Source organism: Labedella endophytica (genome assembly GCF_003990045.1).
Taxonomy (GTDB): domain Bacteria; phylum Actinomycetota; class Actinomycetes; order Actinomycetales; family Microbacteriaceae; genus Labedella; species Labedella endophytica.
Genome location: NZ_RZGZ01000003.1, coordinates 145,020 through 167,974, shown reverse-complemented (window position 1 = coordinate 167,974; position 22,955 = coordinate 145,020). Strand labels below are relative to the sequence as shown.

Annotated in this window: 18 protein-coding genes and 1 tRNA gene; 11 read left to right on the top strand and 8 right to left on the bottom strand. The window is 70.9% G+C overall.

Annotation, left to right across the window (positions count from 1 at the left end):
- Positions 1 to 148: 148 nt before the first annotated feature.
- On the bottom strand, positions 149 to 778 hold the full coding sequence (locus ELQ94_RS11785; RefSeq protein WP_127050561.1) for a DNA-directed RNA polymerase subunit beta: 630 nt from the start codon (positions 776 to 778) through the stop codon (positions 149 to 151).
- Between the two features lie 122 nt (positions 779 to 900).
- Here ELQ94_RS11785 and ELQ94_RS11780 point away from each other — a divergent pair.
- Positions 901 to 973: transfer RNA gene (locus tag ELQ94_RS11780), tRNA-Lys, on the top strand.
- Between the two features lie 201 nt (positions 974 to 1,174).
- Entirely contained in the window at positions 1,175 to 2,338 is a 1,164-nt protein-coding gene (locus tag ELQ94_RS11775) for a glycosyltransferase (protein WP_127050560.1), read from the top strand.
- A gap of 11 nt (positions 2,339 to 2,349) precedes the next feature.
- Here the strand turns inward: ELQ94_RS11775 and ELQ94_RS11770 are convergent, their stop codons facing one another.
- On the bottom strand, positions 2,350 to 2,976 hold the full coding sequence (locus ELQ94_RS11770; protein WP_127050559.1) for a TetR/AcrR family transcriptional regulator: 627 nt from the start codon (positions 2,974 to 2,976) through the stop codon (positions 2,350 to 2,352).
- A 95-nt stretch (positions 2,977 to 3,071) separates the two neighbouring features.
- Here ELQ94_RS11770 and ELQ94_RS11765 point away from each other — a divergent pair, with 95 nt between their 5' ends.
- The 3 genes from ELQ94_RS11765 to ELQ94_RS11755 all read left to right on the top strand — a co-directional run bounded on the left by ELQ94_RS11765 (position 3,072) and on the right by ELQ94_RS11755 (position 7,051).
- Entirely contained in the window at positions 3,072 to 4,568 is a 1,497-nt protein-coding gene (locus ELQ94_RS11765) for an MFS transporter (RefSeq protein ID WP_243696994.1), read from the top strand.
- 126 nt (positions 4,569 to 4,694) lie between these two features.
- A complete protein-coding gene (locus ELQ94_RS11760) occupies positions 4,695 to 5,495 on the top strand; it encodes an ABC transporter ATP-binding protein (RefSeq protein WP_127050556.1) in 801 nt (266 codons plus the stop codon).
- A complete protein-coding gene (locus tag ELQ94_RS11755; RefSeq protein WP_127050554.1) occupies positions 5,477 to 7,051 on the top strand; it encodes a transporter in 1,575 nt (524 codons plus the stop codon). Before ELQ94_RS11760 ends, ELQ94_RS11755 begins: the two co-directional genes overlap by 19 nt.
- A gap of 37 nt (positions 7,052 to 7,088) precedes the next feature.
- On the opposite strand, the gene ELQ94_RS11750 is transcribed toward ELQ94_RS11755, so the two are convergent.
- Positions 7,089 to 7,994 carry an EamA family transporter gene (locus ELQ94_RS11750; RefSeq protein WP_243696993.1) on the bottom strand — a complete coding sequence of 302 codons (906 nt, stop codon included), beginning with the start codon at positions 7,992 to 7,994 and terminating at the stop codon, positions 7,089 to 7,091.
- A 114-nt stretch (positions 7,995 to 8,108) separates the two neighbouring features.
- On the opposite strand from ELQ94_RS11750, the gene ELQ94_RS11745 reads away from it, so the two are divergent.
- The 6 genes from ELQ94_RS11745 (at position 8,109) to ELQ94_RS11720 (ending at position 13,964) form a co-directional block, all read left to right on the top strand.
- Complete coding sequence (locus tag ELQ94_RS11745) at positions 8,109 to 9,074, top strand: MmpS family transport accessory protein (RefSeq protein WP_127050552.1); 966 nt, start codon at positions 8,109 to 8,111, stop codon at positions 9,072 to 9,074.
- A gap of 56 nt (positions 9,075 to 9,130) precedes the next feature.
- On the top strand, positions 9,131 to 10,963 hold the full coding sequence (locus ELQ94_RS11740) for a gamma-glutamyltransferase family protein (protein ID WP_127050550.1): 1,833 nt from the start codon (positions 9,131 to 9,133) through the stop codon (positions 10,961 to 10,963).
- A gap of 151 nt (positions 10,964 to 11,114) precedes the next feature.
- A complete protein-coding gene (locus tag ELQ94_RS11735; protein WP_127050548.1) occupies positions 11,115 to 11,774 on the top strand; it encodes an SDR family oxidoreductase in 660 nt (219 codons plus the stop codon).
- 46 nt (positions 11,775 to 11,820) lie between these two features.
- On the top strand, positions 11,821 to 12,048 hold the full coding sequence (locus ELQ94_RS11730; protein ID WP_127050546.1) for an RNA-binding S4 domain-containing protein: 228 nt from the start codon (positions 11,821 to 11,823) through the stop codon (positions 12,046 to 12,048).
- A gap of 211 nt (positions 12,049 to 12,259) precedes the next feature.
- Entirely contained in the window at positions 12,260 to 12,688 is a 429-nt protein-coding gene (locus ELQ94_RS11725; protein WP_127050544.1) for a YciI family protein, read from the top strand.
- A gap of 13 nt (positions 12,689 to 12,701) precedes the next feature.
- Positions 12,702 to 13,964, top strand: a complete 1,263-nt coding sequence (locus ELQ94_RS11720; protein ID WP_127050542.1) for an RNA polymerase sigma factor — start codon at positions 12,702 to 12,704, stop codon at positions 13,962 to 13,964.
- Positions 13,965 to 14,066: 102 nt separating this feature from the next.
- Here ELQ94_RS11720 and ELQ94_RS11715 read toward each other — a convergent pair whose 3' ends face one another.
- The 5 genes from ELQ94_RS11715 to ELQ94_RS11695 all read right to left on the bottom strand — a co-directional run bounded on the left by ELQ94_RS11715 (position 14,067) and on the right by ELQ94_RS11695 (position 22,742).
- Positions 14,067 to 17,540: an error-prone DNA polymerase gene (locus ELQ94_RS11715; protein ID WP_127050540.1), complete on the bottom strand. Its 3,474-nt coding sequence runs from the start codon at positions 17,538 to 17,540 to the stop codon at positions 14,067 to 14,069.
- Entirely contained in the window at positions 17,540 to 19,177 is a 1,638-nt protein-coding gene (locus ELQ94_RS11710) for a DNA polymerase Y family protein (protein ID WP_127050538.1), read from the bottom strand. The genes ELQ94_RS11715 and ELQ94_RS11710 overlap by 1 nt, the downstream gene beginning before the upstream one ends.
- On the bottom strand, positions 19,177 to 20,061 hold the full coding sequence (locus tag ELQ94_RS11705; RefSeq protein ID WP_127050536.1) for a hypothetical protein: 885 nt from the start codon (positions 20,059 to 20,061) through the stop codon (positions 19,177 to 19,179). The genes ELQ94_RS11710 and ELQ94_RS11705 overlap by 1 nt, the downstream gene beginning before the upstream one ends.
- Before the next feature lie 110 nt (positions 20,062 to 20,171).
- On the bottom strand, positions 20,172 to 21,584 hold the full coding sequence (locus tag ELQ94_RS11700; protein WP_127050534.1) for a serine hydrolase: 1,413 nt from the start codon (positions 21,582 to 21,584) through the stop codon (positions 20,172 to 20,174).
- 180 nt (positions 21,585 to 21,764) lie between these two features.
- Positions 21,765 to 22,742: an aldo/keto reductase gene (locus ELQ94_RS11695; RefSeq protein WP_127050532.1), complete on the bottom strand. Its 978-nt coding sequence runs from the start codon at positions 22,740 to 22,742 to the stop codon at positions 21,765 to 21,767.
- Positions 22,743 to 22,955 lie beyond the last annotated feature (213 nt).

Below are 22,955 nucleotides of genomic sequence, written 5' to 3'. Positions count from 1 at the left end.
GTGTTCCAGTGTAACGGGGTCCCGGCCGGGCTCATTCCCTGTTTGCGGAGGGCGAACAGCGTGCACATCCGTGACCCGCGCCGCTACCCTGCAGCGTTCGCCCGACCGACGAATCTCCCGGCGTCGCTCGCCCGAAGAGTCGCACGCGTCAGTCGAGCGACTCGGACCGCCAGAGCCGGGCGCAGGACGTGAGCTCCGCGGCGATCGTGGAGTATCGCAGCGCGCGACGTGTGAGTTCGCTCGATCGTTCCGGCTCCGTCAGATCCAGGTCATCGGCCACCGAGGTGCACCCGGCGCTTGCGACGCGGCAGAAGGCCGCAGCGCGATCGAGGGCGACGGCGAAGTCGCCGTCGAACAGGCCCCGGAGGATCTGGTCGGCGAGGGCCGTGATCTCATCGGGGCCCGTGGGTGCCTCGGCTCCGGCCACGACGGGGTCGATCGTGCGCGTGACGGCGACGCCGCGCTCGAAGTAGAACGACGACGACACGGGGTCCTGGCGGATGATGACGCGTAAGAGATAGATGCGCCACAGGGCACCGGGCAGGCTTCGCGCGCTCGCGTGCGACCAGAGGTCCGCGATCGCGTCGATTCCGTGCTCGTCGGTGTAGGAGACGAGCCGCTCGACGATGTCGACGTCGGGGTCGGCCCGGACGCGGGACAGCAGCGCGTGCGAGGTCTCGTGCGCGATGCGACTGGACTCGGCGGGATCGATCCCACCCTGGTACGCCTCGAAGACCGCGCTCGGAAACATCGTCGGCTTGTGGAATTCCTCGGCCATGACCCTCCCCCTCGCTCGCGTGCGCCAGCGCGCACCGCTCAACGCTACCCCGCTCGCGGCGCGCAGGTCCCGGTCTGCCACGTGCCGTCCCGGACCGTCTGTCACGATAGATTGGTCGTCACGGGCCTCTAGCTCAGTCGGTAGAGCAGCGGACTTTTAATCCGTAGGTCGTGGGTTCGAGCCCCACGGGGCCCACCGTCGTCCCCAGGATCAGACGTCCTGAACGCATCCCGCGAAACGGGGGTGAGGCTGCAGGATCGTTCGCGATTCCAATTGCGAGGGATCCTCACGTCCGGTCAGTGTGATCACCGTTCAGGAGTATCACCACTTTTCTTGCCGGCCTCCGGCGCTTCCTCGCAACGCCGATCGCCCGTTGCCCTGACGCAGAGGATCCCCATGGATCTCACCATCATCGTTCCCACGTTCAACGAATCGCCCAACATCGACGAGCTCGTGCGACGCATCACGCCCGTCGTCGCCGGAACCTCCGCCGAGATCGTCTTCGTCGACGACTCGACGGACGAGACGCCGTCCGTGATCGCCGAGGTGGCCGCTCGCGCCGAGATCCCGGTGCGCCTCATCCATCGCGACGACCCGCAAGGCGGCCTCAGCGGCGCGGTCCTCGAGGGCATCGCTGCCGCGCGAGCCGGCTGGTGCCTCGTGATGGACGGCGACCTGCAGCACCCACCGGAGGTCATCCCCACACTCGTTGCCCGAGCCGCCCGCGGCGACGCGGACGTCGTGGTCGCCTCGCGCTACGTCGGCGACGGGAAGGCCGACGGCCTCGCCAACGGCCTGCGGACGCTCGTGTCGCGCGCGTCCACCCTCGTGACGAAGGCCATGTTCCCCATCCGGCTCCGCGACTGCACGGACCCGATGACCGGTTTCTTCCTCGTGCACCGCCCCTCCGTTGTCCCAGACGAGCTCCAGCCGCGCGGGTTCAAGATCCTGCTCGAACTCCTCGCGCGTCGCCCCTTCCGCGTGGCCGAAGTCCCCTTCGAGTTCGCACCGCGGTTCGGCGGAGAGTCGAAGGCGAGCGTGCAGCAGGGCCTGCGCTTCCTCATGCAGCTGGCCATGCTGCGCTTCGGCAAGCTCTCGGGATTCGCCCTCGTGGGCGGCATCGGCACGATCGCCAACATCGCGATCGTCGCGCTGCTCACGGCGTTCGGGACCCCGTTCGTCGTGGCTTCGATCATCGCGGCGGAGGCGACGATCCTCGGCAACTTCGTCCTCCTCGAGCGCTTCGTCTTCTCGGACCTGCGCCAGGATGCGGGATCCGTCTGGAGCCGCCTCTGGAAATCGTTCACGTTCAACAACGTCGAATCGGCGATCCGTATCCCCCTCGCGACCGCGGCCGTGAGCGCCCACCTCATGACGGGGACGATCGCCACGGCGGTCACGCTCGCGATCGCCTTCATCGTGCGCTTCACGTTCCATTCCCTCGTGGTCTACGCCCCTCGGCGCACCGCGAAGGTGTCGTCGATCGCCACATCCCCCACGGAAGCGGCGACCTCCAGGCCGGCGGTCTCCGACTCCGTCGACGAGCACCTCGCGAGCTGACCCCCGGGACGCTACTCCGCTCCGGGCCGCACTCCGGCGGCCGGCAGGATGACGCCGTCGATCGTGTCCTCGAGGAACTCGCGGTCCACGGGCCGTCCGAGCATGAGGACCCGGTACGCGGCCATCGCCGGGCCGATCGTGCAGAGCCGCTCCACGTCGCTGTCGGCGGGGATCTCGTCCCGTTCGATCGCCCGCGCGAAGAGCACACGGTTGACCGACGCGCGCGGCTCGACGAGCGCAGCATAGGCGGCGGTCGCCATCTCCGGGCTGCGGGCGATCATCGACACGATGCCCGCCATGATCTTGAGCTTGCGCTCGGCGTCGCGCATGCTCGGGGTCTTGATCATGGCGACGAGGTCGCCGCGCAGCGTTCCCGTATCAGGCAGGGCATCGAGGTCGATCTCGCCGGCCTTGAGGCAGGCGACGGCGTCGAGGACGAGTTCGGCCTTGGACGACCAGCGCCGATAGAGGGTGGCCTTCCCGGCCTTCGCGCGGGTCGCGACCATGTCGATCGTCATCCCGTCATAACCGGTCTCGGCCAGGATCTCGAGGGCGGCGTCGAGGATCTCGGGATCCCGCGTGTGGTCGCGCTTGCGGCCCAGCCTGGGCTTCGGCTCGTCGAGGTCGGTCTGCGACATCGCGGGCCTCCTTCCGTCATGCCCCAGGTTACCGGTGCATTAATTCCAGAACCAAGCATATCCGGAACTGAATAGTTCCGTATATGCTCATCGTCATGTCAGAAACAACGTCATCGACGGGTCGCCGCCGCTGGGTCACACTCGTCGTCGTCGGGCTCGCGCAGCTCATGGTCGTTCTCGACGCGACCGTCGTGAACATCGCCCTCCCCTCCGCCCAGGCGGACCTCGCGTTCTCCGACGGACAACGCCAGTGGATCATCACCGCCTACTCCCTCGCCTTCGCGAGCCTCCTCCTCCTCGGCGGACGCCTCTCCGACCTCATGGGTCGGAAGCGCACCTTCGTGATCGGCCTCATCGGCTTCGCCGTCGCGTCCGCCCTCGGCGGAGCAGCGACCTCGTTCGAACTGCTCGTCGCGGCCCGCGCGCTGCAGGGCGTCTTCGGTGCCCTCCTCGCCCCCACCGCCCTCGCCGTGCTCACGACCACCTTCGTGATTCCGAAGGAACGCGCCCGCGCCTTCGGCGTCTTCGGCGCGATCGCCGGAGCCGGCGGCGCCGTGGGCCTGCTCCTCGGCGGATTCCTCACCGAGGCCCTCGACTGGCGCTGGAACCTGTACATCAACGTCCCGATCGCCGCCGTGGCTCTCGTCGGAGCCTTCCTCTTCGTACCGAGCATCGAGCGCACGGGACCGCGCCCGAAGCTCGACGTCCCGGGCACGATCCTCGTCTCCGGAGCGCTCTTCGGGCTCGTCTACGGCTTCTCGAACGCCGAGACCGAGGGCTGGGACTCACCCGCCACGTGGGGGATGCTCGCCGGAGCGGCCGTGCTCCTCGTGGCGTTCATCGCCTGGCAGCGACGCACCGTGCACCCGCTGCTCCCCCTCTCGATCGTGCTCGACCGCAATCGCGGGGCGGCGTACAGCTCCGTGCTGATCGCGGGTGCCGGGATGTTCGGCGTCTTCCTGTTCGTGACCTACTACCTGCAGATCACCCTCGGATACTCCCCCATCCAGACCGGGCTCTCCTTCCTGCCGATGATCGGAATGCTCGTGCTCGCCGCGCAGCTCGGGACGAACATCTTCGTGCCACGCTTCGGACCGAAGCTCATGGTCCCGATCGGGATGACCCTCGGTGCGGGCGGAATGGTGCTGCTGACCGTCCTCGACGCGTCGAGCTCGTACGCCGCGAACGTCCTGCCGGCCCTCATGGTCATGGGAACGGCCATGGGCACGATCATGCCCGCGTCCATGCAGACGGCGACCCTCGGCGTCGACCGGCAGTTCGCCGGCGTCGCGTCCGCCATGGTCAACACGAGCCAGCAGGTGGGCGGTTCGATCGGGACCGCCCTCCTCAACACCCTCGCCGCCACGGCGACGGCCGACTACCTCGTCGATCACCCGGTCGTGACGGAGACGATCGGGGTCAACGCCGCCATCGCCGGCTACCAGACGGCCTACTGGTGGGGTGCCGGATTCTTCGCCGTGGGGGCCGTGCTGTCCGCGCTGCTCTTCCGCCGGCGCAGACAGGGTGCGTCGCTCGGTCACGGAGAACCGGCCCCGGCCGCTCGCGACGCGGAGCCCCTGATCGCGCACTGAGCCCGCCCGGGGACGGGAGGAACGGTGAGGTCGTCGTTCCGCGATCCTCTCCCCTGCGCGCCTCCCCCGCGCGGTCTCCCCCGCGCGGCGGAGGCGCGCCAGACGTTCGATCCCTAGCCTGGGGTCATGACCGAAGCCGATCCCGTCATCCCCGTTCCCCCTCCAACGACCTCGGCGCCGGCGCTGCGCATCGCCGGACTACGGAAGTCCTTCGGCGACAAGATCGCCGTCGAGAACCTCGATCTCACCGTGCCGTCCGGGTCGTTCTACGGTCTCGTCGGGCCCAACGGCGCGGGCAAGACCACGACACTGTCCATGGCGACGGGACTCCTCCGCCCGGACGCCGGCACGATCGAGATCCTCGGCACGGACGTGTGGCGCGACACCGTCACGGCGAAATCGCTCGTCGGTGTCCTGAGCGACGGCGTGGCCCTCTTCGACCGCCTCACCGGCGAGCAGCTCGTCACCTATCACGGCCTGCTGCACGGCATGGACCGCGAGACCGTCGCTCAGCGCACGGCCGACCTCCTCGAACTCCTCGACCTGCAAGAGGCCGGGGGGATCCTCGTGGTCGACTACTCGGCCGGTATGACGAAGAAGATCGCCCTCGCCTCCGCGCTCGTTCACGCGCCCCGCCTCCTCGTGCTCGACGAGCCGTTCGAGTCGGTCGACCCCGTATCGGCTGCGAACATCCGCGACCTCCTCGCCGGATACGTGCGCGGCGGCGGCACGGTGATCGTGTCGAGTCACTCGATGGACCTCGTGCAGCGGATGTGCGACCACGTCGCCGTCATCGGCTCCGGCCGCCTGCTCGCCGCGGGTACGACCGACGAGGTCCGCGCCGGGTCGACCCTCGAGGATCGCTTCGTCGAGCTCGTGGGCGGCCGCCACACCACGGAGGGGCCGGCATGGTTGCACACCTCCTGAGGCTGCGGTACCGCCTCCTCCTCAACGGATTCAAGCGCAGCACGTGGGCCCTCGTCTCCGCGGTGATCGGACTGGCCTACGGTCTCCTCGTGCTCGTGGGTCTCATCGTCGGCATGATCGCCCTCTCGTTCAGCGAATCAGAGCTCGTCTGGGTCGTCTCCGTCCTGGGCGGCGGCGTCGCCGTGCTCGGCTGGGTCATCGCCCCGATCCTGCTGCGCGGCTACGACCAATCGCTGAGCGTCGCCAAACTGCGCGTCTTCCCGATCGCGCCACAACGCCTCCTGGTCGGACTGTTCGTCGCCGGTCTCCTCGGCGTCCCTGGGATCGTGACGGTCATCGCCGGACTGTCGACGACCATCGGCTGGATCGGCGAGCCCGTGGCACTCGTGGCGGCTCCGTTCGCCGCCCTGCTCGCCGTCCTCACGTGTGTCGTGGCCTCGCGGGCGTTCGAGTCCGTCGGAGCGTCTCTGGCCGCGGGACGGCGTTACCGGGAGATCATGAGCGTCGCCGTCTTCGTGCCTGTCCTCCTCCTGGGGCCCATCATCGGGCTCGGGCTCCCGGCGCTCTCGAACGCGTCGGCCGATCTGCCGGCGATCGCTCGGATCGTGTCGTGGTCGCCCCTCGGCGCGGCCTGGTCCATTCCGGGGGATCTCGCGCTCGGACGGCCGCTCGAGGCCCTCGCCAAGACGGGGATCGCCCTCGCGACCCTCGCCCTCCTCGTCCTCGCGTGGCGCCGGAGCCTCACGACCCTGCTCGCGACACCGCCGCGCTCCGCGGCCGGGGGCGGGCGTCGGAAGGGCCTCGGCCCGTTCTCCTGGTATCCGGCCACGCCCACAGGCGCGGTAGCCGCGCGCACCACCGTCTACTGGCTGCGGGACCCCCGCTACGGCGGCTCCCTCGTCACGCTCCCGGTCCTCGTCGTCATCGCCGTCTTCGTGTCGATCACCGGCTCGGACTGGTTCCTCGCAGCACTCGGTCCCGTCTTCGCGGCGACCTTCGCGATCACCCTGTGCGCGGAGGTGGCTTACGACGGCACGGCGTTCGCCTCCCACCTGTCGACGGGAGTGAGCGGGGCCGCCGACCGCGCGGGCCGCGTCATCACCCTCGCGATCATCGCCGTTCCCCTCGTCCTCGTCTCGACGATCGTGCCCCTCCTGGTGCTCGACCGCGCCGAGCAGATCCCCGCGCTGCTCGGGATCGGATTCGGGCTCCTCCTCACGGGATTCGGGGTGTCGAGCATCGCGTCGGCTCGGTTCCTCATGCCGGTGCCGGCCGCCGGTGAGAGCCCGTTCAAGACGCCTCCCGGATCGACGTTCTCCGCGCAGCTCGGCATGTACGCCGCCTGGCTCATCATCTTCGTGCTCGCCATCCCCGAGCTCGCCCTCGGGATCGCCGCGATCGTCACCGGCAGCGTCGTCCTGGGCGTCATCGCCCTCGTCGTGGGAATCGCACTCGGCACGGTTCTCATGATCGTGGGGATCCGGCGCGGAGGTGCGCTCCTCGAGCGGCGAGGTCCGGAGCTCCTCGCGAGCCTCACCCGGGCCCGCGGCGCCTGATCCGGACCGGCGAGGCGGACGCGGGGACTCGTGCGTCTCAGACCGGCTGTGGACCCGGCGGGACGTCGCTCGTGTTCGAGCGTGGATTCGTGAGCACCGCACCGGCGCTCGCGACCACGACGAGACCCACCGCCACGATCTGGAGCACACCGAGCTCCTGGCCGAGGATGACGAAGCCCGCGGCCGCCGCGGTGGCCGGGGCGAGGCTCATGAGGATCGAGAAGGCCGCAGGAGGGAGGGTTCGCAGCGCGCGCAGTTCGAGGGCGTACGGGATCGTCGACGAGAGCAGGGCGACCGCGAGTCCCAGCCCCAGGATGGTCGGCTCGACGAGCGTGGCGCCGGTCGTCGCGATGCCGAACGGCAGGACCATCACGGCCCCCACCGTCATGGCGATCGCGAGGCCGTCGAGCTTCGCGAACGCGCGCGACGTCCGCGCCGAGAACAGGATGTACGCGGCCCACATCGCGCCGGCCCCCGCGGCGAACAACACACCGACAGGGTCGAGCTCGGTGAGGCCACCCCGACCGAGGAGCACCACTCCCCCGAGGGCGAGCACAGCCCAGAGCCATCCGATGGCGCGGCGTCCCACCACGACGGACAGGACGAGCGGGCCGACGACCTCGATCGTGACGGCCGCTCCGAGCGGGAGGCGCACGAGGGCCTCGTAGAAGAGGAGATTCATCGCGGCGAGCGCCGTCCCGAACCCGAGCACCGTGACCCACCCGGACCGTGAGTGTCCACGAAGGCGCGGACGGCACACGGCGAGCAGCACGAGCGCCGAGAGGACGAGTCGTAGCGTCACCATCCCGGCCGCGCCGGTCTGGGGGAACAGGAGCACCGCGATCGACGCTCCCACCTCCTGCAGGGCGAGCCCGACGAGGACGAGACCGGCCGCTCCGATCGTCGATGCCGACCTCTGATCGGGGGAGGAAGGGACGGCCACGGTCCGACGATACGACCGGACGGCGGCCGACGACGAATCCACGGGTCCGGGGCGGCCCGCCGCCGGATCCCGTGCTCGGGACGAGCTGTCAGGGGGGTCTGGAAGACTGGCTGCATGTCCTCGCCGAACGATCCCTCCGACCAGAGCCCGCAGACTCCACAGAACGGCGGCTTCACGACGCCGGGAGGCGCTCGGGGAGCAGCGGATTCGTCGTCCGGCGGCCCCTCGTACGGCGCCGCCTCCTCGAGTGCCCAGGGATACAGCGGCCAGGGATACGGCGGCCAGGGCTACGACGGCCGCGGCCACGGCGACCGGAACGGGTACGGGCAGGGAGGGAACCAGCCCGGCTCCGGAGGCCGGCCGCCGTACGGTACGCCGACCGGTGGCACCGGGTCGAGCCCGGGCGCCAACCGCTTCGGTCTGGCCGCGCTCATCATCGGTTGCGTCTCGCTCGTGCTCGCGTTCGTGCCGATCATCAACTACGTGAGCGGCATCCTCGCGCTCGTCGGCCTCGTGCTCGGCATCGTGGGTCTCGTCATCAAGAACCGCACGCGCGGACTCGCGATCGGCGGCGTCATCACCTCCGGCCTCGCTATCGTCCTGTCGATCGTGTTGGCCGTCGTGTACACGTTCGGCTTCGCGTCCACGGTCATCGACGAGATCACCGACCGCATCCCCGGCCCGACCGTCTCGCCCGTCGACCCCTTCACGCCCGAGGCGGGCGTGCCGACCCCCGGCGTCCCGGCGCCGGGCGAGGAGGAACGGACGGTGGAGGTCGTGTACGAGGTCTCGGGCGAGGCGAGCGACGCGACGATCGTCTACCTCTCCGTCACCGCCGCCGACGCGGCGAACGACATCGAGACGCTGTCCGGCCAGGCGCTCCCGTGGACCGAGGACTTCGAGGCGACCGTCGGCGGCGGTTTCGCCTACACGACGTTCAACATCACGGCCACCAATGGGGTCGAGGACGAGGGGCCGATCTCCTGCCGCATCACCGTCGACGGCGTCGTCGTGGCGGAGGACACCTCCGAGGGAGCATCGGGGATCGTGTCCTGCACCTCGAGCGACGTCGTCGGCTGATCCCGGTCCTCCTCGCACCGCACCTCCCCCGAGCCGAACCAGGAAGCAGCCACGCCATGAGCGCACCCGCCAGCGACTCCTTCACCACCCGCCCGACTCTTCGCGGCAACTTCGGGATGGTCGCCTCGACCCACTGGCTCGCGACGGCCGCCGGACAGGCCGTCCTCGAGCGTGGCGGCAACGCCGTCGACGCCGCCGTCGCGGCGGGCTTCGTGCTCCACCTCGTGGAGCCCCATCTGAACGGTCCAGGCGGCGACATGAACGCCATCGTGTCGACCACCGAGCATCCGTCGCCGCGCGTCGTCGTCGGCCAGGGCCCCGCACCGGTCGGTGCCACGATCGAGCACTACCGGTCCGAGGGCCTCTCCGACGTCCCCGGCGCCGGGGCCCTCGCGGCGGCCGTGCCCGGCTCGGTCATGGCCTGGTTCCGCCTGCTCGAGGACCACGGCACGTCGGAGCTCTCCGACGTGCTGTCGTACGCGATCCACTACGCGCGCACCGGACACGCCATCGGCGCCACGGCCGCGCGCACCATCGATCGCATGAGCGCGCACTTCTCCGAGCACTGGGCCGGATCGGCCGAGCAGTGGATGCCGGATGGCCGGGCGCCTCTCGCCGGCGAGATCATCACCTACCCGGCGTGGGCCGATGCGCTCGAACGTCTGCTCGCTGCGGGGGCAGAGCACTCGACGCGGGAGGAACGCATCCAGGCCGCGCGGCGGGAGTGGTCGCACGGGTTCGTCGCCGAGGCGATCGAACGCTTCGTCGCGACGCCTCACCGGCACTCCAGCGGGACCGATCACCGCGGCGTCCTCACGGCCAGCGACCTGGCCGCATTCGACGCGAGCTACGAGGACCCGGCGGTCTTCCGTTTCCGCGGCGTCGACGTAGTCAAGACCGGCCCGTGGGCGCAGGGTCCCGTCCTCCTTCAGGCGCTCGCGATCCTCGACGGGTTCCCTGATCACCTGATCGACCCCGACACGGGGGACGGTATCCACACCATCGCCGAGACGCTCAAGCTCGTGCTCGCCGATCGGGACGCCTGGTACGGCGATCCCGAGACCGCTGCGGACGTACCCCTCGACGATCTGCTCTCCCCCGCCTACGTCGCCGCCCGACGCGCGCTCATCGGGGCGGACGCCTCCCTCGAGCTCCGCCCCGGTGCGTTGGCCGGCCGGACGTCCTGGGCGGTGCCCGCCGCGGAGGCTCCCCCCGCCGGGGAGCGCTCCGCCGCCACCGGGGAACCGACCCTGCGCGCCGGCGATGCCGTCACACCGGACGAGGACTCGACCGGCCACACCCGCGGGGACACGTGCCACGTCGACGTGGTGGACCGGTGGGGCAACCTCGTCTCGGCGACACCGTCGGGCGGCTGGCTGCAGTCATCGCCCACCATCCCCGAACTGGGGTTCTGCCTCGGAACCCGGTTGCAGATGACGTGGCTCGACGCTGATTCACCGTCGGCTCTGACGCCGGGTCGACGCCCGCGCTCGACGCTCTCGCCCACGATGCTCGTGCAGGACGGAGCGGCCGTGGAGGCCCTCGGAACGCCGGGCGGCGATCAGCAGGACCAGTGGCAGCTGCTCTACCTCCTGCGCACGATCGTGTTCGGACACACCCCGCAGCAGGCGATCGACGCGCCGGCGTTCCACACGACCTCGCACATCAGCTCGTTCTGGCCCCGGATCTGGGAGCCAGGCGGTCTCGTCGTGGAGGACCGCGTGGGCGAGGAGACGATCGCCGAGCTGCGAGCTCGGGGCCATGTCGTCTCTCGCGCCGGTGAGTGGTCGCTCGGCCGTCTCTCGAGCGTGCGTCGCGACCCGGTGACCGGCGATCTCTCGGCCGCCGCCAATCCACGCGGCCTGCAGGGGTACGCCGCCGGGCGCTGACGCCGCCGGGCCCTGGGGTCGACGGACGCTCGAGCCTCCGGCGGACACGGAGGCCTCCGGCGGAACCGACGATCGGGGCCGCTTCGCTCCCAGAGCAGAAGAGGAAAAGCGACCCCGGGCGACGTCCGGGTGGGCGACGTAGCATGGCGCCATGGCTACCATCGCAATCGCCGGGGGGCACGGCAAGATCGCCCTGCTCCTCTCGCGCACCCTGTCCAGTGCCGGTCACGACGTCCGCGGGATCATCCGCAACCCCGACCAGCGGTCGGATCTCGCCGCCCACGGCGCGTTGAGCATCGTCCTCGACCTGGAGTCGACCGACGCCGAGACGCTCGCGACCGAGCTCGACGGGGTCGACGCTGTCGTGTTCGCCGCGGGGGCCGGACCGGGCAGCACCTCGGATCGCAAGCTCACCGTCGACCGCGACGCAGCCGTCCTCCTCGGTCGCGCGGCCGTGGCCGCCGGAGTGCGGCGCTACGTGCTCATCTCCTCGATCGGTGTCTCATCGCCCCCGCCCGAGGGCACGGACGACGTGTTCCGCGTCTACCTCGAAGCCAAGAAGGCGGCCGAGGACGGCGTCAAGGAGCTCCCCCTCGACTGGACGATCATCCGCCCGGGCGAACTCACGGACGACGAGCCGACGGGGACCGTCACTCTGACGCCGGAGGACACCCGCGGACCGATCTCTCGAACGGATGTCGCCATCGTCATCGCGGCCCTGCTCGAGCGCGACGACCTCGCCGGCGTGACCTTCACGGCGCTCTCCGGCTCGACCGAGGTCGAGGACGCACTCGACGCACTCGTCCCGTAGCCGTGCGGGGCATGATCGGGTCGTCGTCCGCATCGAACGGACCGGAATGATGTCTCGCGAGCCGGTCGAGGACGTTCCCGTCGGTAGCGACGTCATCCGTCTCGGGCAGTTCCTGAAGTTCTCTGGCCTGCTCGACTCGGGCGGTGACGCGAAGGCGGTCGTCGCCGGGGGCGACGTCCGGGTCAACGGCAGGGAGGAGCGCCGCCGTGGCCGCCAGCTGGTCGATGGTGACGTCGTCGCTCTCGGCGGACGGTCGGTCCGCGTCCGCCCCTGACCTCGAGGGCGATATTGCGGCCCGAGCGCGATACCGCCACGGAGCGCCCTCGGGGCAGAGATAGCACCCTCGGCGGCCGACAGGGGTATCCCTCAGCCACGCAGCGGGGAAGAGGCGAAGAAAGATCCGGTGCCGTGTCGATCCTCGTCCAGTACGTTCGACGCAGAGGTGAGGGCACCACAACGGTCCCTCACCGATGAAGGAGGACACCGTGAAGTACATGCTGATCATGCGCTCGAACGACGAGGCCGTCGAGGCGTACGAGGAGATCCCGTTCGAGCAGATCATCGAGCAGATGGGGCGGTACAACGAGTCGCTCATCGAGGCCGGCGTCATGGCGGCCGGAGAGGGACTGACGGACGCCTCGGAGGGGGTCGTCGTCGACTTCTCGTCGACGCCGCCGACCGTCACCGACGGCCCGTACGGCGAGACGAAGGAGCTCTTCAACGGGTTCTGGATCCTGCAGGTGTCGAGCCGGGAGGAGGCGATCGAGTGGGCGAGCCGGTGCCCGCTCGGCCCCGGGTCGAAGCTCGAGGTGCGCCGCGTGACGGAGCTGTCCGACTTCCCCCAGGACAACGAGTGGATCCAGAAGGAAGCCCAGTGGATCGCCGACGCGGAGCGCGCGAAGGCCGACGAGTAGGCCGTCGCACGCGATGAGAGCGGCGGATGAGGCCGAGGCGGCCGTCGGACGTCGGGTGGCGGCGGTGTGGCGGATCGAGTCCGCCCGCATCGTCGCCGCGCTCGCCCGCGACGTCGGCGATGTCGGGCTCGCGGAAGACCTCGCTCAGGACGCCGTCCTCGACGCCCTGCGACAGTGGCCGGTCGACGGGGTGCCGTCATCCCCCGGGGCCTGGCTCACCGCCGTGGCGAAGCGGAAGGCGATCGACGGCTGGCGCCGGCGCGAGCGCCTCGACGAGCGCTACGCCGCGATGGCATGGGATCTCGAGAGCCGGGTCGACGACGGAGTGCCCTGGGATCCCGACACGATCGACGACGACGTCCTGCGGCTCGTCTTCATCTCGTGCCACCCCGTGCTCGCACCGGAGGCGCAGGTCGCCCTCACCCTGCGACTGATCGGTGGACTCACCACCGAGGAGATCGCACGGGCCTTCCTCGTCCCCCACTCCACGATCCAGCAGCGCATCGTCCGCGCGAAGAAGACGCTCCGGGCGGCGCACGTCCCCTTCGAGGTGCCGGAGCGTCGGGAGTATCCCGAGCGGCTCTCGTCCGTGCTCGGCGTCCTCTATCTGATCTTCAACGAGGGATACGCGGCGAGTGCCGGGGAGGACTGGATGCGGCCGGAGCTGTCGCTCGAGGCGCTCCGCCTCGCGCGCTCCCTTGCCGCGCTCGTCCCCCGGGAGGCGGAAGTGCACGGGCTCGTCGCCCTGTTCGAGTTCCAGGCGTCGAGGTTCGGCGCGCGGACCACGGATACGGGGGATCCGATCCTCCTGCCCGATCAGGATCGCACGCTCTGGGATCGCACGCTCATCGGCCGGGGCTCGGCGGCCCTCGCACGCCAGGACGCCCTCGGTCGGGGGCGAGGCTTCTACGGGCTGCAGGCGGGGATCGCGGAGTGCCATGCGACGGCCGTGCGTGCCGAGGAGACCGACTGGGAGCGGATCGCGCTGCTGTACGAGGCCCTCGGTCGACTCGCTCCCTCCCCCATCGTCGACCTCAATCGCGCGGTCGCCGTCTCGATGGCCGAGGGACCGGCCGCGGCTCTGCGCATCGTCGACGGACTGGTCGCCTCGGGGAGGCTGGCGGGGTACCACCTCCTTCCCAGCGTGCGCGGGGAGCTCCTCGCTCGGCTCGACCGCTCGGACGAGGCGCGCGCGGAGCTCCTCGAGGCGGCTCGGCTCACCGGCAACGAGCGGGAGCGGGCGGTGCTGTTGCGGAAGGCCGACGCGCTGCCGTGACCGTATGAGTCGGGACCACATCGATCTCTCGCCGAGGGCGCCAGGTCGGTGCCGAGGGCGCCAGGTAGAGGTGTAGCCCTCGCTCGGGAGTAGGGCCCTCGGCTATTGGAAGTCGCGGGAGGTCGTCTTGGCGGCCATCGTGAGCGACTCCATGCGGTCGGCGACGACGTTGATGACACCGTCCGGCGAGCGCTCGAGCACACCGCGGATGATCATCGCGGGAGCCTCCCGCGCGACCCGCCGATAGCGGCCCCACACCCCGACGCTGCAGACGATGTTGACGAGGCCCGTCTCGTCCTCCAGGTTCATGAAGGTGATGCCGCTCGCCGTCGCGGGGCGCTGCCGGTGGGTCACGACACCGCTCACCTCGATGCGTCGCCCGGACTCCGCCGTCCGCAGCGCCTCGACGGTGAGGACGCCGCGCCGTGCGAGCGGAGGACGCAGGTGTCGCATGGGGTGATCGTCCGGCGAGATGCCCGTCGACCAGAGGTCGGCGACGAGCCGCTCGGAATCCGTCATCATCCCGAAGAGCGGCGGCTGCACCGTGATCTGCGTGCCCTCGAGCTGATCGGGCCGCTCGGCCGCCGCGTGCGCGGCACCCCACATCGACGAGCGCCGGGAGTCACCGAAGCCCTCGAACGCCCCGGCTGCGGCGAGCGCCTCGAGCTGCGGTGTCGACAGTCCCACCCGGCGGGCGAGGTCCGACATGTCGGTGAAGGCCCCGCCCCGATCGCGCTCCGCGACGATCTGCGCCGCCTTCCGGGCTCCGATCGATCCCACCTCGGCGAGGCCGAGCCGCACCGCGTGGTGACCGTCGCGGCGGTGATCGCGGGAGTCGAACGGGGCGCTCCGATCGAACCGGCCGACGGGCGGCTGCTCGCCGCACACGCACGTGTCGGGACCCGTGTGTCCCGTCTCGGCGCCCGTCGCCTCGAGACCGGCCTCGACGCCGGAGAGGAGGATGTCGGGCCGCAGCACCGTGACGCCGTGCGCACGCGCGTCGGCGACGAGGCTCTGCGGCGAGTAGAACCCCATGGGCTGGGCGCGCAGCAGCGCCGCGAGGAAGGCCGCGGGATAGTGCAGCCGCATCCACGCGCTCGCGTAGACGAGCAGGGCGAAGCTGATCGAGTGGCTCTCCGCGAAGCCGAAGTTGGCGAACGCCTGGATCTTCGCGTAGATCGTGTCGGCGTCCTCCCCCACGATGCCGTTGCCGGCCATCCCCACGTAGAGCTTGTCCTTGAGCGACTCGATCTTCTCCTGGCCGCGCTTCGACCCCATGGCCCGCCGCAGCAGGTCGGCGTCCTCCCCCGTGCACCCGCCGACGGTCATGGCCATCTGCATGAGCTGCTCCTGGAAGAGCGGGACGCCGAGGGTGCGCTCGAGCACCGGTTCGAGCGACGGATGCAGATAGGCGACGGCCTCCTCCCCCGTTCGTCGGCGGATGTACGGATGCACCGCGCCTCCCTGGATCGGACCGGGGCGCACGAGCGCCACCTCGATCACGAGGTCGTAGAACCGCCGGGGAAGCAACCGCGGGAGCGTGCCCATCTGCGCGCGGCTCTCCACCTGGAACACCCCGATGGAGTCGGCCCGGCACAACTGGTCGTAGACGCCGGACTCCTCCTTCGGCATCGACTGGAGGTCCCAGCGTTCCCCACAGTGCTCGGCCGCGAGATCGAACGCGTACTGGAGCGCCGCGAGCATGCCGAGGCCCAGGAGGTCGAACTTCACGAGACCCATCCATGCGCAGTCGTCCTTGTCCCATTGCAGCACCGTGCGCTTCTCCATGCGCGCGTTCTCGATGGGGCACACCTCGCCGACCGGTCGGTCCGTGAGCACCATGCCGCCCGAGTGGATGCCGAGGTGCCGCGGGAAGCCGAGCACTTCCTGGGCGAGACCGATGACGGCCTCGGGGATGTCGTGGTCCTCCGTGGAGGTGAGCGCTCCCCATCGCTCCACCTGCCGCGACCAGGCGTCCTGCTGGCCGGGGCTGTGGCCGAGCGCCTTCGCCATGTCGCGCACGGCGCCCTTCGGCCGATACGTGATGACGTTCGCGACCTGCGCGGCATTGAAGCGGCCGTATTTCTCGTAGACGTACTGGATGACCTCCTCGCGCCGATCCGAGTCGAAGTCGACGTCGATGTCGGGCTCCTCGTCGCGCATGCTCGACAGGAACCTCTCGAACGGCAACCCGTAGCGGATCGAGTCGACCGCGGTGATGTCGATGAGGTAGCAGACCGCCGAGTTGGCCGCGGATCCCCGGCCCTGGCAGAGGATGCCGCGCTTCCGGGCGAACTGGACGATGTCGTGCACGATGAGGAAGTAGCCGGGGAAGTCCTTCTCCTCGATCACCTGGAGCTCGCGTTCGATGCGCACGCGCTTGGCCTCGTCCATCCCGGGATAGAGCCGCTCGGCCCCCCGCCACGTGAGCTCGCGCAACCAGCTCATGGGCGTGTGACCGGCCGGGACGTCCTGCTTCGGAAGTCCCGGTTTGAGGCCGCGCAGCCGGAAGCCGAGGTCGGCGGCGTAGTCGACGGTGCGCTCGACGGCCCCCGGGTAGCGCGCGAACCGGGCGGCCATCTCGGCGCCGCTGCGCAGGTGCGCCGTCGGCGCGGCGGGCAGCCAGCCGTCGAGCTCGTCGAGGCTGCGTCTGGCGCGGACGGCGGCGAGCGCCGTCGCGACGGGGAACTCCCGCGGGGTCGCGTAGTGCACGTTGCCCGTCGCGACCACCGGCACGCGGAGCCTCGACGCGATGAGCGCGAGCGCGTCGTTCGCGGCGCTGTCGCCCGGGTTGCCGTGATCGATGAGCTCGACGGCGACGTTGTCGGGGCCGAACCGATCGAGGAGCGCACGAACCTCCCGGTCGGCCGCATCGGGCCCCTCGGTCTCGAGGGCGAACCGCACGGCCCCCTTCCGGCATCCCGTGAGGATCTGCCAGGTGCCGTCGGCTGTGGACGCCAGATCGTCGAGGTCGTAGACCGGTCGCCCCTTCTCCGCCCCTCCCGCGAGCTGCGCCGAGGTGATGGCCGCGGCGAGCCGGTGGTACCCCTCCTCCCCCCGTGCGAGCACGAGGAGATGGCGCCCCTCCGGATCGGCCACGCCGTTCTGCGGTGCCTCGAGACCGAGGGAGAGCTCCGCCCCGAAAACGGTGCCGAGCTCGGGCGCCTCGGTGCCCCCCGACGGCCCCGCGGAGAGGAGGGGGGCCGGGGTGCGCGAGCGGGCGGTGCTGTGGGCATCGGCCGCCTCGGCGAGACGGACGACGCCGTACAGACCGTCGTGGTCGGTGAGTGCGAGGGCATCGAGACCCAGTCGGGCCGCTTCCTCGACGAGCTTCTCGGGCGGCGAGGCGCCGTCGAGGAAGCTGAACGTGGAGTGGGCGTGGAGTTCGGCGTACGGCACGCGCGGTCCAGACGACTCACGAGGGCCCGGGTCGTCCGGTACGTACGGGGAACGCTTGCGCGACCAGGCCGGGGCGTCGCCGCCGTCCGCTCCGACGGGCGGCGCGCCGGGACGTCGCCGGTCCGAGAGCTGCTTCTCGAACTCCGACCAGGGAATGGGCGGGTTGCTGTAGCCCATCAGTCGTACACCGCCTCGGCCCACCAGCGGTGGGCGGCGAGCACGAGCAGCCACGCCCTGCCCGTCTCGTCGACGAGCTGAACGCGCTGTAGGCTCCGCGCGGTGGAATCCCACCAGCGCTCCGAGACCGGCCAGGGACCGGCCCACGCGCTCACCGGGGACGTGCGCTCAGGGCGCTCCCCCATGCCGAAGCGGGCCGGAGGGGTCGTGAAGGCGCCGCGGTCGTCGACCTCGACGGAGTGCCCGTCGGGACCCGTGACCACGACGGGGCGCGGCTCGGGGAACACGACGCTCGGCGCCGGACCCGGGATGGATCCCGGCCACGGGAGGGTCGCCGAGGCCTCGACCGCCTTGTCTCCTCCCGGCGGGCGGTCGCCCCAGGGCACGAGCAGCTGCCGTTGACCCGGCATGCGTCCACCCGTGACCCGCGCCGTGAGCACGCCGTCGTGCCCGACCATGCTCTGGACGCGCGACAACCCGTGGTGCACGCGCTCATCGGTGCCGTTGCCCCAGAGGCCCTGCTCGTGACGCGACATCGCGTCGACGCTCTCGGGCTCCACACGGATGCGCTCGACGGCGGCCTCGAGCCCCTCCGTGCGTCCGTTGCCCTGGATCTGCCAGCGGACCCGGTCGACGATGTCGGAGGCCGTGAACCAGCGCGGGTGAAGCCATGACCTCTCGCGCACCCCGACGTCCTCGAGCCCGATCTCGACCCGGATGGCCGTGGCGACGAGGGAGGCTGCGCGCAACCGGGCGACGATATCGTCGGCGACCTGCCGGAAGGCGAAGGCGATCTGGTCGACGCGGTCGAGGGCGGCCTCGAAGACGGCCTCCCCTCCGAGGTCGGGCGGAGGTGTGCGCGCGTCGACGTCGCGGGGGTCGAGGCCGCTCGCGAGCGCGTGCAACCGCTCGCCCTCCTCGCCGAAACGGTCGCGCACGTCGAGGGCGTCGAGCGCCGCGAAGTGCTCGAGCGTGTGGATCCCGAGGCGGCGCAGCACGGTCGCGAGTTCCAGGCGGTCGAAGACCGCGAGCGGGAGGGGCGCGAGGAACGCGCGCGCTCCACCCGGCGGCACCACCCGTACGACGTCCTCCGGGCCGCGCAGGCGGGCCTTCGCGAGCTGCTCAGCGGCGAAGAGCGTGTCCGCGATGCCGACGCGCGCGATCGCGCCGGGTGGCGCCGGTACGTCGTGGTCACGGGCGGCCGGATGCGCGTCCGCGACCACCGCGAGCACCGCGGCGGCCGCCTCGGCCTCTCCGCCGTAGTAGCGGCTCGGGCCGCGCGCCTTCACCGCGAGGGTGCCGGGCCGGACGAGTTGGGCACCGGGAACGATGGCCTCGACGGCGGCGATCACCGGCTCGAAGGCGCGGTGGTCGAGGTCCGCGTCGTACGGCATGACCGTGAGCGCCGGGCAGCGCGCTTGCGCCTCGCGGACGCGCAGCCCGCGAGCGACCCCCTCGCGGCGGGCGGAAGCCGAGCATGCGAAGACCTCGCCCTTCATCACGAGCGCGACCGGCGCGGACGGAGACAGACCCGCGGCGTCCGCCGCCGCGATGACCGGCCAGTCGGGGCACCACAGCAGCAGCACACGCGGCGGGGCCGTGGTGGGCGCCGCGAGCGCGGCCCCCCGGCGCGCCATCAGGCCACCTCGACGGGACGGAGGTGGCGCGCGGGACGATCCGCGACATCGTGCTCGCGTTCGACCCCGTCGAGGCGCGGGACGTCGGGACGGGCGGGAACGGCGACCGGCTCGACGGCGCTCACCCCGGCGCGCGCGTCGGGCAGCCACAGCGTGGTGCTCACAGGACGACCGGCTCCCCTGACCTCGGACGTGACGGTGACCTGCCGGGCGGCGAGGTGCCCGTGGCCGTGACCGATGCCCTCCCACGAGGCGCTCGAGACGCGCAACGTCGCCTCGCTCTGGGGCCAGTCGCCGAGCACTACGAGGGCGGCGCCCCGCTGCCGGAGACGAGCGGAGAGTCGCGCGAGGTCCCCGGGGTTCACCCGCCCGGGCGGCCGTGTGAGCACGACGGTGACGACGTCGGCCATGGCCGCCGTGACGCCGAGCCACTGGTCCCCCGGCTCCGGGACGAGCACGAGCCGCTCGAGATCGATGCCGAGCCCCGCGGCCGCCTCCGCGCCGAAGGACGGCACACCCACGACGGCACACCAGGATCCCGCGGCGCTCGGACCGGCGAGCATCGCCATGGCGAGCATCGCCGAGCGGTGCACGGCGTAGCTCGACCCTGCCCGCAGCGCGCCCCCGGGGAGGAGCGGGGCGAGCGCCGGCACGGTGGGGAGCGCCCGGGTGTCGAGCTTCGTCTCCTGCATCCCGCGGATGCGGGCCTGCAGTTCGAGGATGCGATCGAGCGAGGCCCGCGCGTCCGCGACGGCCTCGGCGTCCGCGAGAGCGGCGGAGGCAGCGCCTCTTCCTTCGCCGAAGGCAGCGCCTCTTCCTTCGCCGAAGGCAGCGTCAGTGGCCGTCTCCATACTGGAGTCGAAGGAGATCGCCGCCTGCGCCATGGTTAAACATTCGAACACATGTTCGAATAAGTCAATCCGGATGCGGCGCGTCGTGAACTCGAATCCCCCGCCGCCGAGGCGGCGTTCGGTGACCCCGGATCAGGCCCCGATCAGCCCGCGAGCAGCGCCATCGCGTCCTGCGCCTGGCCGAAGTAGAGCGCCTGATCCACGAGCGCACCGGGGTTCTCCGTCGACGACTGCAGAGTGATCACGTAGGCCTCGTCGCCCTTCTCCACATACCAGCTGCCCGCGAGTACGCCGACGGAGCTGCCACCCTTGAAGGCCACGTAGTCGAACGGGTCCACGACCTCGGGAGCGAATCCGGGGTTGGCCGAGAGGATGTCGCGCACGGGCCCACCCGCCTCCGTGTCCGCGAGCTCCTGCAGGGCGAGATGGGCGGCGACGAGATCGTCGGGGCTCGCGAACCAGTCGACGCCGTCGATCCAGACCGCGTCGACGAGCGCGGTGGGCTCCACGTCGATGAGACCGCCGGGGAGGGCGTCGAGCAGCGCGCGGCGTTCGGCCTCGTCACCGTCCCGCCACGCGTCACGCAGCGCGCCGTCGTCGCCCCAGCCGATCTGGAAGAGGGCGCGCGTGGAGGGGAACGGCGTGTTCAGCGACGGGTCGGAGTGCCCCATGTCGGCGAGCGCCTGCTCGACGGATTCCCGGCCCACGGCGTCCATGAGCATGTCGGTGGCGGTGTTGTCGCTGATCGCGATCATCTTCTCCGCCGCCTCCTGAACGGTCACGGTCGTCCCGCTCTCCTCGTCCTGGAGCTCGCCGGACGGCAGGCTCTTGAGGTCGTCCGTGATCTCGAGGGAGTCGTCCCACGCGATCCGCCCGTCCTCGATCGCCGCGACGACGGCCCCGAGGACGTAGAGCTTGAAGATGGAACCGAGCGGCTGAGCCGCATCGTCGCCCACGGAGAGCACGACGTCGCCGGTCTCACCCCCGGTCACCTCGGTGACGCGCAGGCTCGTCGGAACGTCGAGCGCCTCGACGTTCTCCTCGAGCTCGTCCCAGCTCGCCGCCGGCGTGCGATCGGCGGGTGTCGGCTGGAAGAGCAGTCCGGAGATGAGTCCGTCCGCATCGACGGATGCCTGCAGGTCGAGGGAGCCCTGGCTGTCGCTCACGATCGTCGACACGGCCTGCGTCTCGGTACCCTCGTACGACGTCGGGGTCCACGGCTCCCCCGCTGCGAGCTGGTCGACGATGTCGACGAGCTGCTCCCCCGTGACCGCCGCGAGCATGTCGGCGTTCAGCCGTTCCTCGATCTCGGCCGCCGTCGGATCGATCTCGCCGTTGAGCGCGTCGAGCGTCCACGAGACCTGCTCACCCACCGGGGTGTCGGGGATCGAGACCGCCGAGGGCGCGGGGCTCGCCTCGTCGTCGCCCGCCGGAGTGCAGGCCGAGAGGAGCAGCGCGGACACGACGGCGAGCGCCCCGGCGAGCGCACCCTTCCTCCGCGGAGGGCGGGCGATCGGACGGTTCGTGATCGGACGACGGGGCTGCGCAATACTCATACCCTCATCGCACCATCCGCACCCCTCCGGGCGCGTCCCTCGCGTGACGGATATCCCCCGTCCACCCTCCCCGCCGATGTGCGGACATCGGTCCTCCTCCCCCGCCGAAGTGCGGACTTTCGCCCCCTGAGACGGGAGGAAGAGGGCGAAAGTCCGCACTTTCGCACAGGTGAAGAGTGGTCAGAAGCCCTCGGGGTCCCGGGGGACGTACATCGCTTCGAGGGCTGTCGTCTCCGCCTCGGTCAGCTCGATGTCGACGGAGGCGACGGCGTCCTCGAGGTGCTCAAGCTTCGTCGCGCCGACGATCGGCGACGTCACCGCTCGCTGCTGCCGCACCCACGCGAGCGCGATCTGCGCGCGCGGCACACCGCGCTCCTCGGCGACCCAGGCGACGGCCTCGGAGACCGCGCGATCGCTCTCCTCCCGCTGGCCGTAGAGGGTCTGACCGAAGACGTCCGTCTCGCTGCGCACCGTGCGGTCGTCCCACTCGCGCGTGAGGCGTCCCCGCGCGAGCGGGGACCACGGCAGCACGCCGACCCCCTGGTCGAGGCAGAGCGGGTGCATCTCCCGTTCCTCCTCCCGATTGATGAGGTTGTACTGGTCCTGCATCGACACGAACCGCGTGAAGCCGCCGAGGTCGGCGACGTGCTGTGCCTTCGCGAACTGCCACGCCCACATGGACGATGCCCCGATGTAGCGGGCCTTTCCGGAGCGGACGACGTCGTGGAGCGCCTCCATGGTCTCCTCGATGGGCGTCTCGGGATCCCAGCGGTGGATCTGGTAGAGATCCACGTGGTCGACGCCGAGACGGTCGAGGCTCGCGTCGATCGCAGAGAGGATGTGCGAACGGGAGAGCCCGCCGCCGTTCGGACTCTGCCGCATTCGGCCGTGCACCTTCGTGGCGATGACGACGTCGTCCCGGTGGGCGAAGTCGCGCAAGGCCCGTCCGACGATCTCCTCGCTCGTGCCGTCGCTGTAGACGTCCGCGGTGTCGAAGGTCGTGATGCCGAGCTCGAGGGCCCGGCGGATGAACGGGCGGCTCTCGTCCTCGGAGAGGCTCCACTCATGCGACCCACGCTCGGGGACGCCGTAGCTCATGCAGCCGAGCGTGACCGCCGAGACCTTCAGACCGCTCCGACCCAATCGGACGTATTCCATCGCCGCTCCTCACCCTCGCAGGGACGCCGGACCGCCGTGGCCGGCCTCCCCAGTATCGCGCCGCGCATCAACTTCACCCTCGCGAAGTGCGGACTTCCGCCCCCTCCGTGGTCGCGAAAGGGGCGAAAGTCCGCACTTCTGGTCGCAAAGGGGCGAAAGTCCGCACTTCTCGGGCTGAGCGGGGCGGGGCGGGAGGGGCGGGAAACGTGGGCG

Bases quoted from the DNA above. Each gene is read 5' to 3' on its own strand.
- ELQ94_RS11695 (WP_127050532.1), bottom strand. From the start codon at position 22,742: ATGGAATACGTCCGATTGGGTCGGAGCGGTCTGAAGGTCTCGGCGGTC.
- ELQ94_RS11740 (WP_127050550.1), top strand. From the start codon at position 9,131: ATGAGCGCACCCGCCAGCGACTCCTTCACCACCCGCCCGACTCTTCGC.
- ELQ94_RS11770 (WP_127050559.1), bottom strand. From the start codon at position 2,976: ATGTCGCAGACCGACCTCGACGAGCCGAAGCCCAGGCTGGGCCGCAAG.
- ELQ94_RS11710 (WP_127050538.1), bottom strand. From the start codon at position 19,177: ATGGCGCGCCGGGGGGCCGCGCTCGCGGCGCCCACCACGGCCCCGCCG.
- ELQ94_RS11735 (WP_127050548.1), top strand. From the start codon at position 11,115: ATGGCTACCATCGCAATCGCCGGGGGGCACGGCAAGATCGCCCTGCTC.
- ELQ94_RS11700 (WP_127050534.1), bottom strand. From the start codon at position 21,584: ATGAGTATTGCGCAGCCCCGTCGTCCGATCACGAACCGTCCGATCGCC.
- ELQ94_RS11755 (WP_127050554.1), top strand. From the start codon at position 5,477: ATGGTTGCACACCTCCTGAGGCTGCGGTACCGCCTCCTCCTCAACGGA.
- ELQ94_RS11745 (WP_127050552.1), top strand. From the start codon at position 8,109: ATGTCCTCGCCGAACGATCCCTCCGACCAGAGCCCGCAGACTCCACAG.
- ELQ94_RS11715 (WP_127050540.1), bottom strand. From the start codon at position 17,540: ATGGGCTACAGCAACCCGCCCATTCCCTGGTCGGAGTTCGAGAAGCAG.
- ELQ94_RS11765 (WP_243696994.1), top strand. From the start codon at position 3,072: ATGTCAGAAACAACGTCATCGACGGGTCGCCGCCGCTGGGTCACACTC.
- ELQ94_RS11760 (WP_127050556.1), top strand. From the start codon at position 4,695: ATGACCGAAGCCGATCCCGTCATCCCCGTTCCCCCTCCAACGACCTCG.
- ELQ94_RS11785 (WP_127050561.1), bottom strand. From the start codon at position 778: ATGGCCGAGGAATTCCACAAGCCGACGATGTTTCCGAGCGCGGTCTTC.
- ELQ94_RS11775 (WP_127050560.1), top strand. From the start codon at position 1,175: ATGGATCTCACCATCATCGTTCCCACGTTCAACGAATCGCCCAACATC.
- ELQ94_RS11720 (WP_127050542.1), top strand. From the start codon at position 12,702: ATGAGAGCGGCGGATGAGGCCGAGGCGGCCGTCGGACGTCGGGTGGCG.
- ELQ94_RS11730 (WP_127050546.1), top strand. From the start codon at position 11,821: ATGATGTCTCGCGAGCCGGTCGAGGACGTTCCCGTCGGTAGCGACGTC.
- ELQ94_RS11705 (WP_127050536.1), bottom strand. From the start codon at position 20,061: ATGGCGCAGGCGGCGATCTCCTTCGACTCCAGTATGGAGACGGCCACT.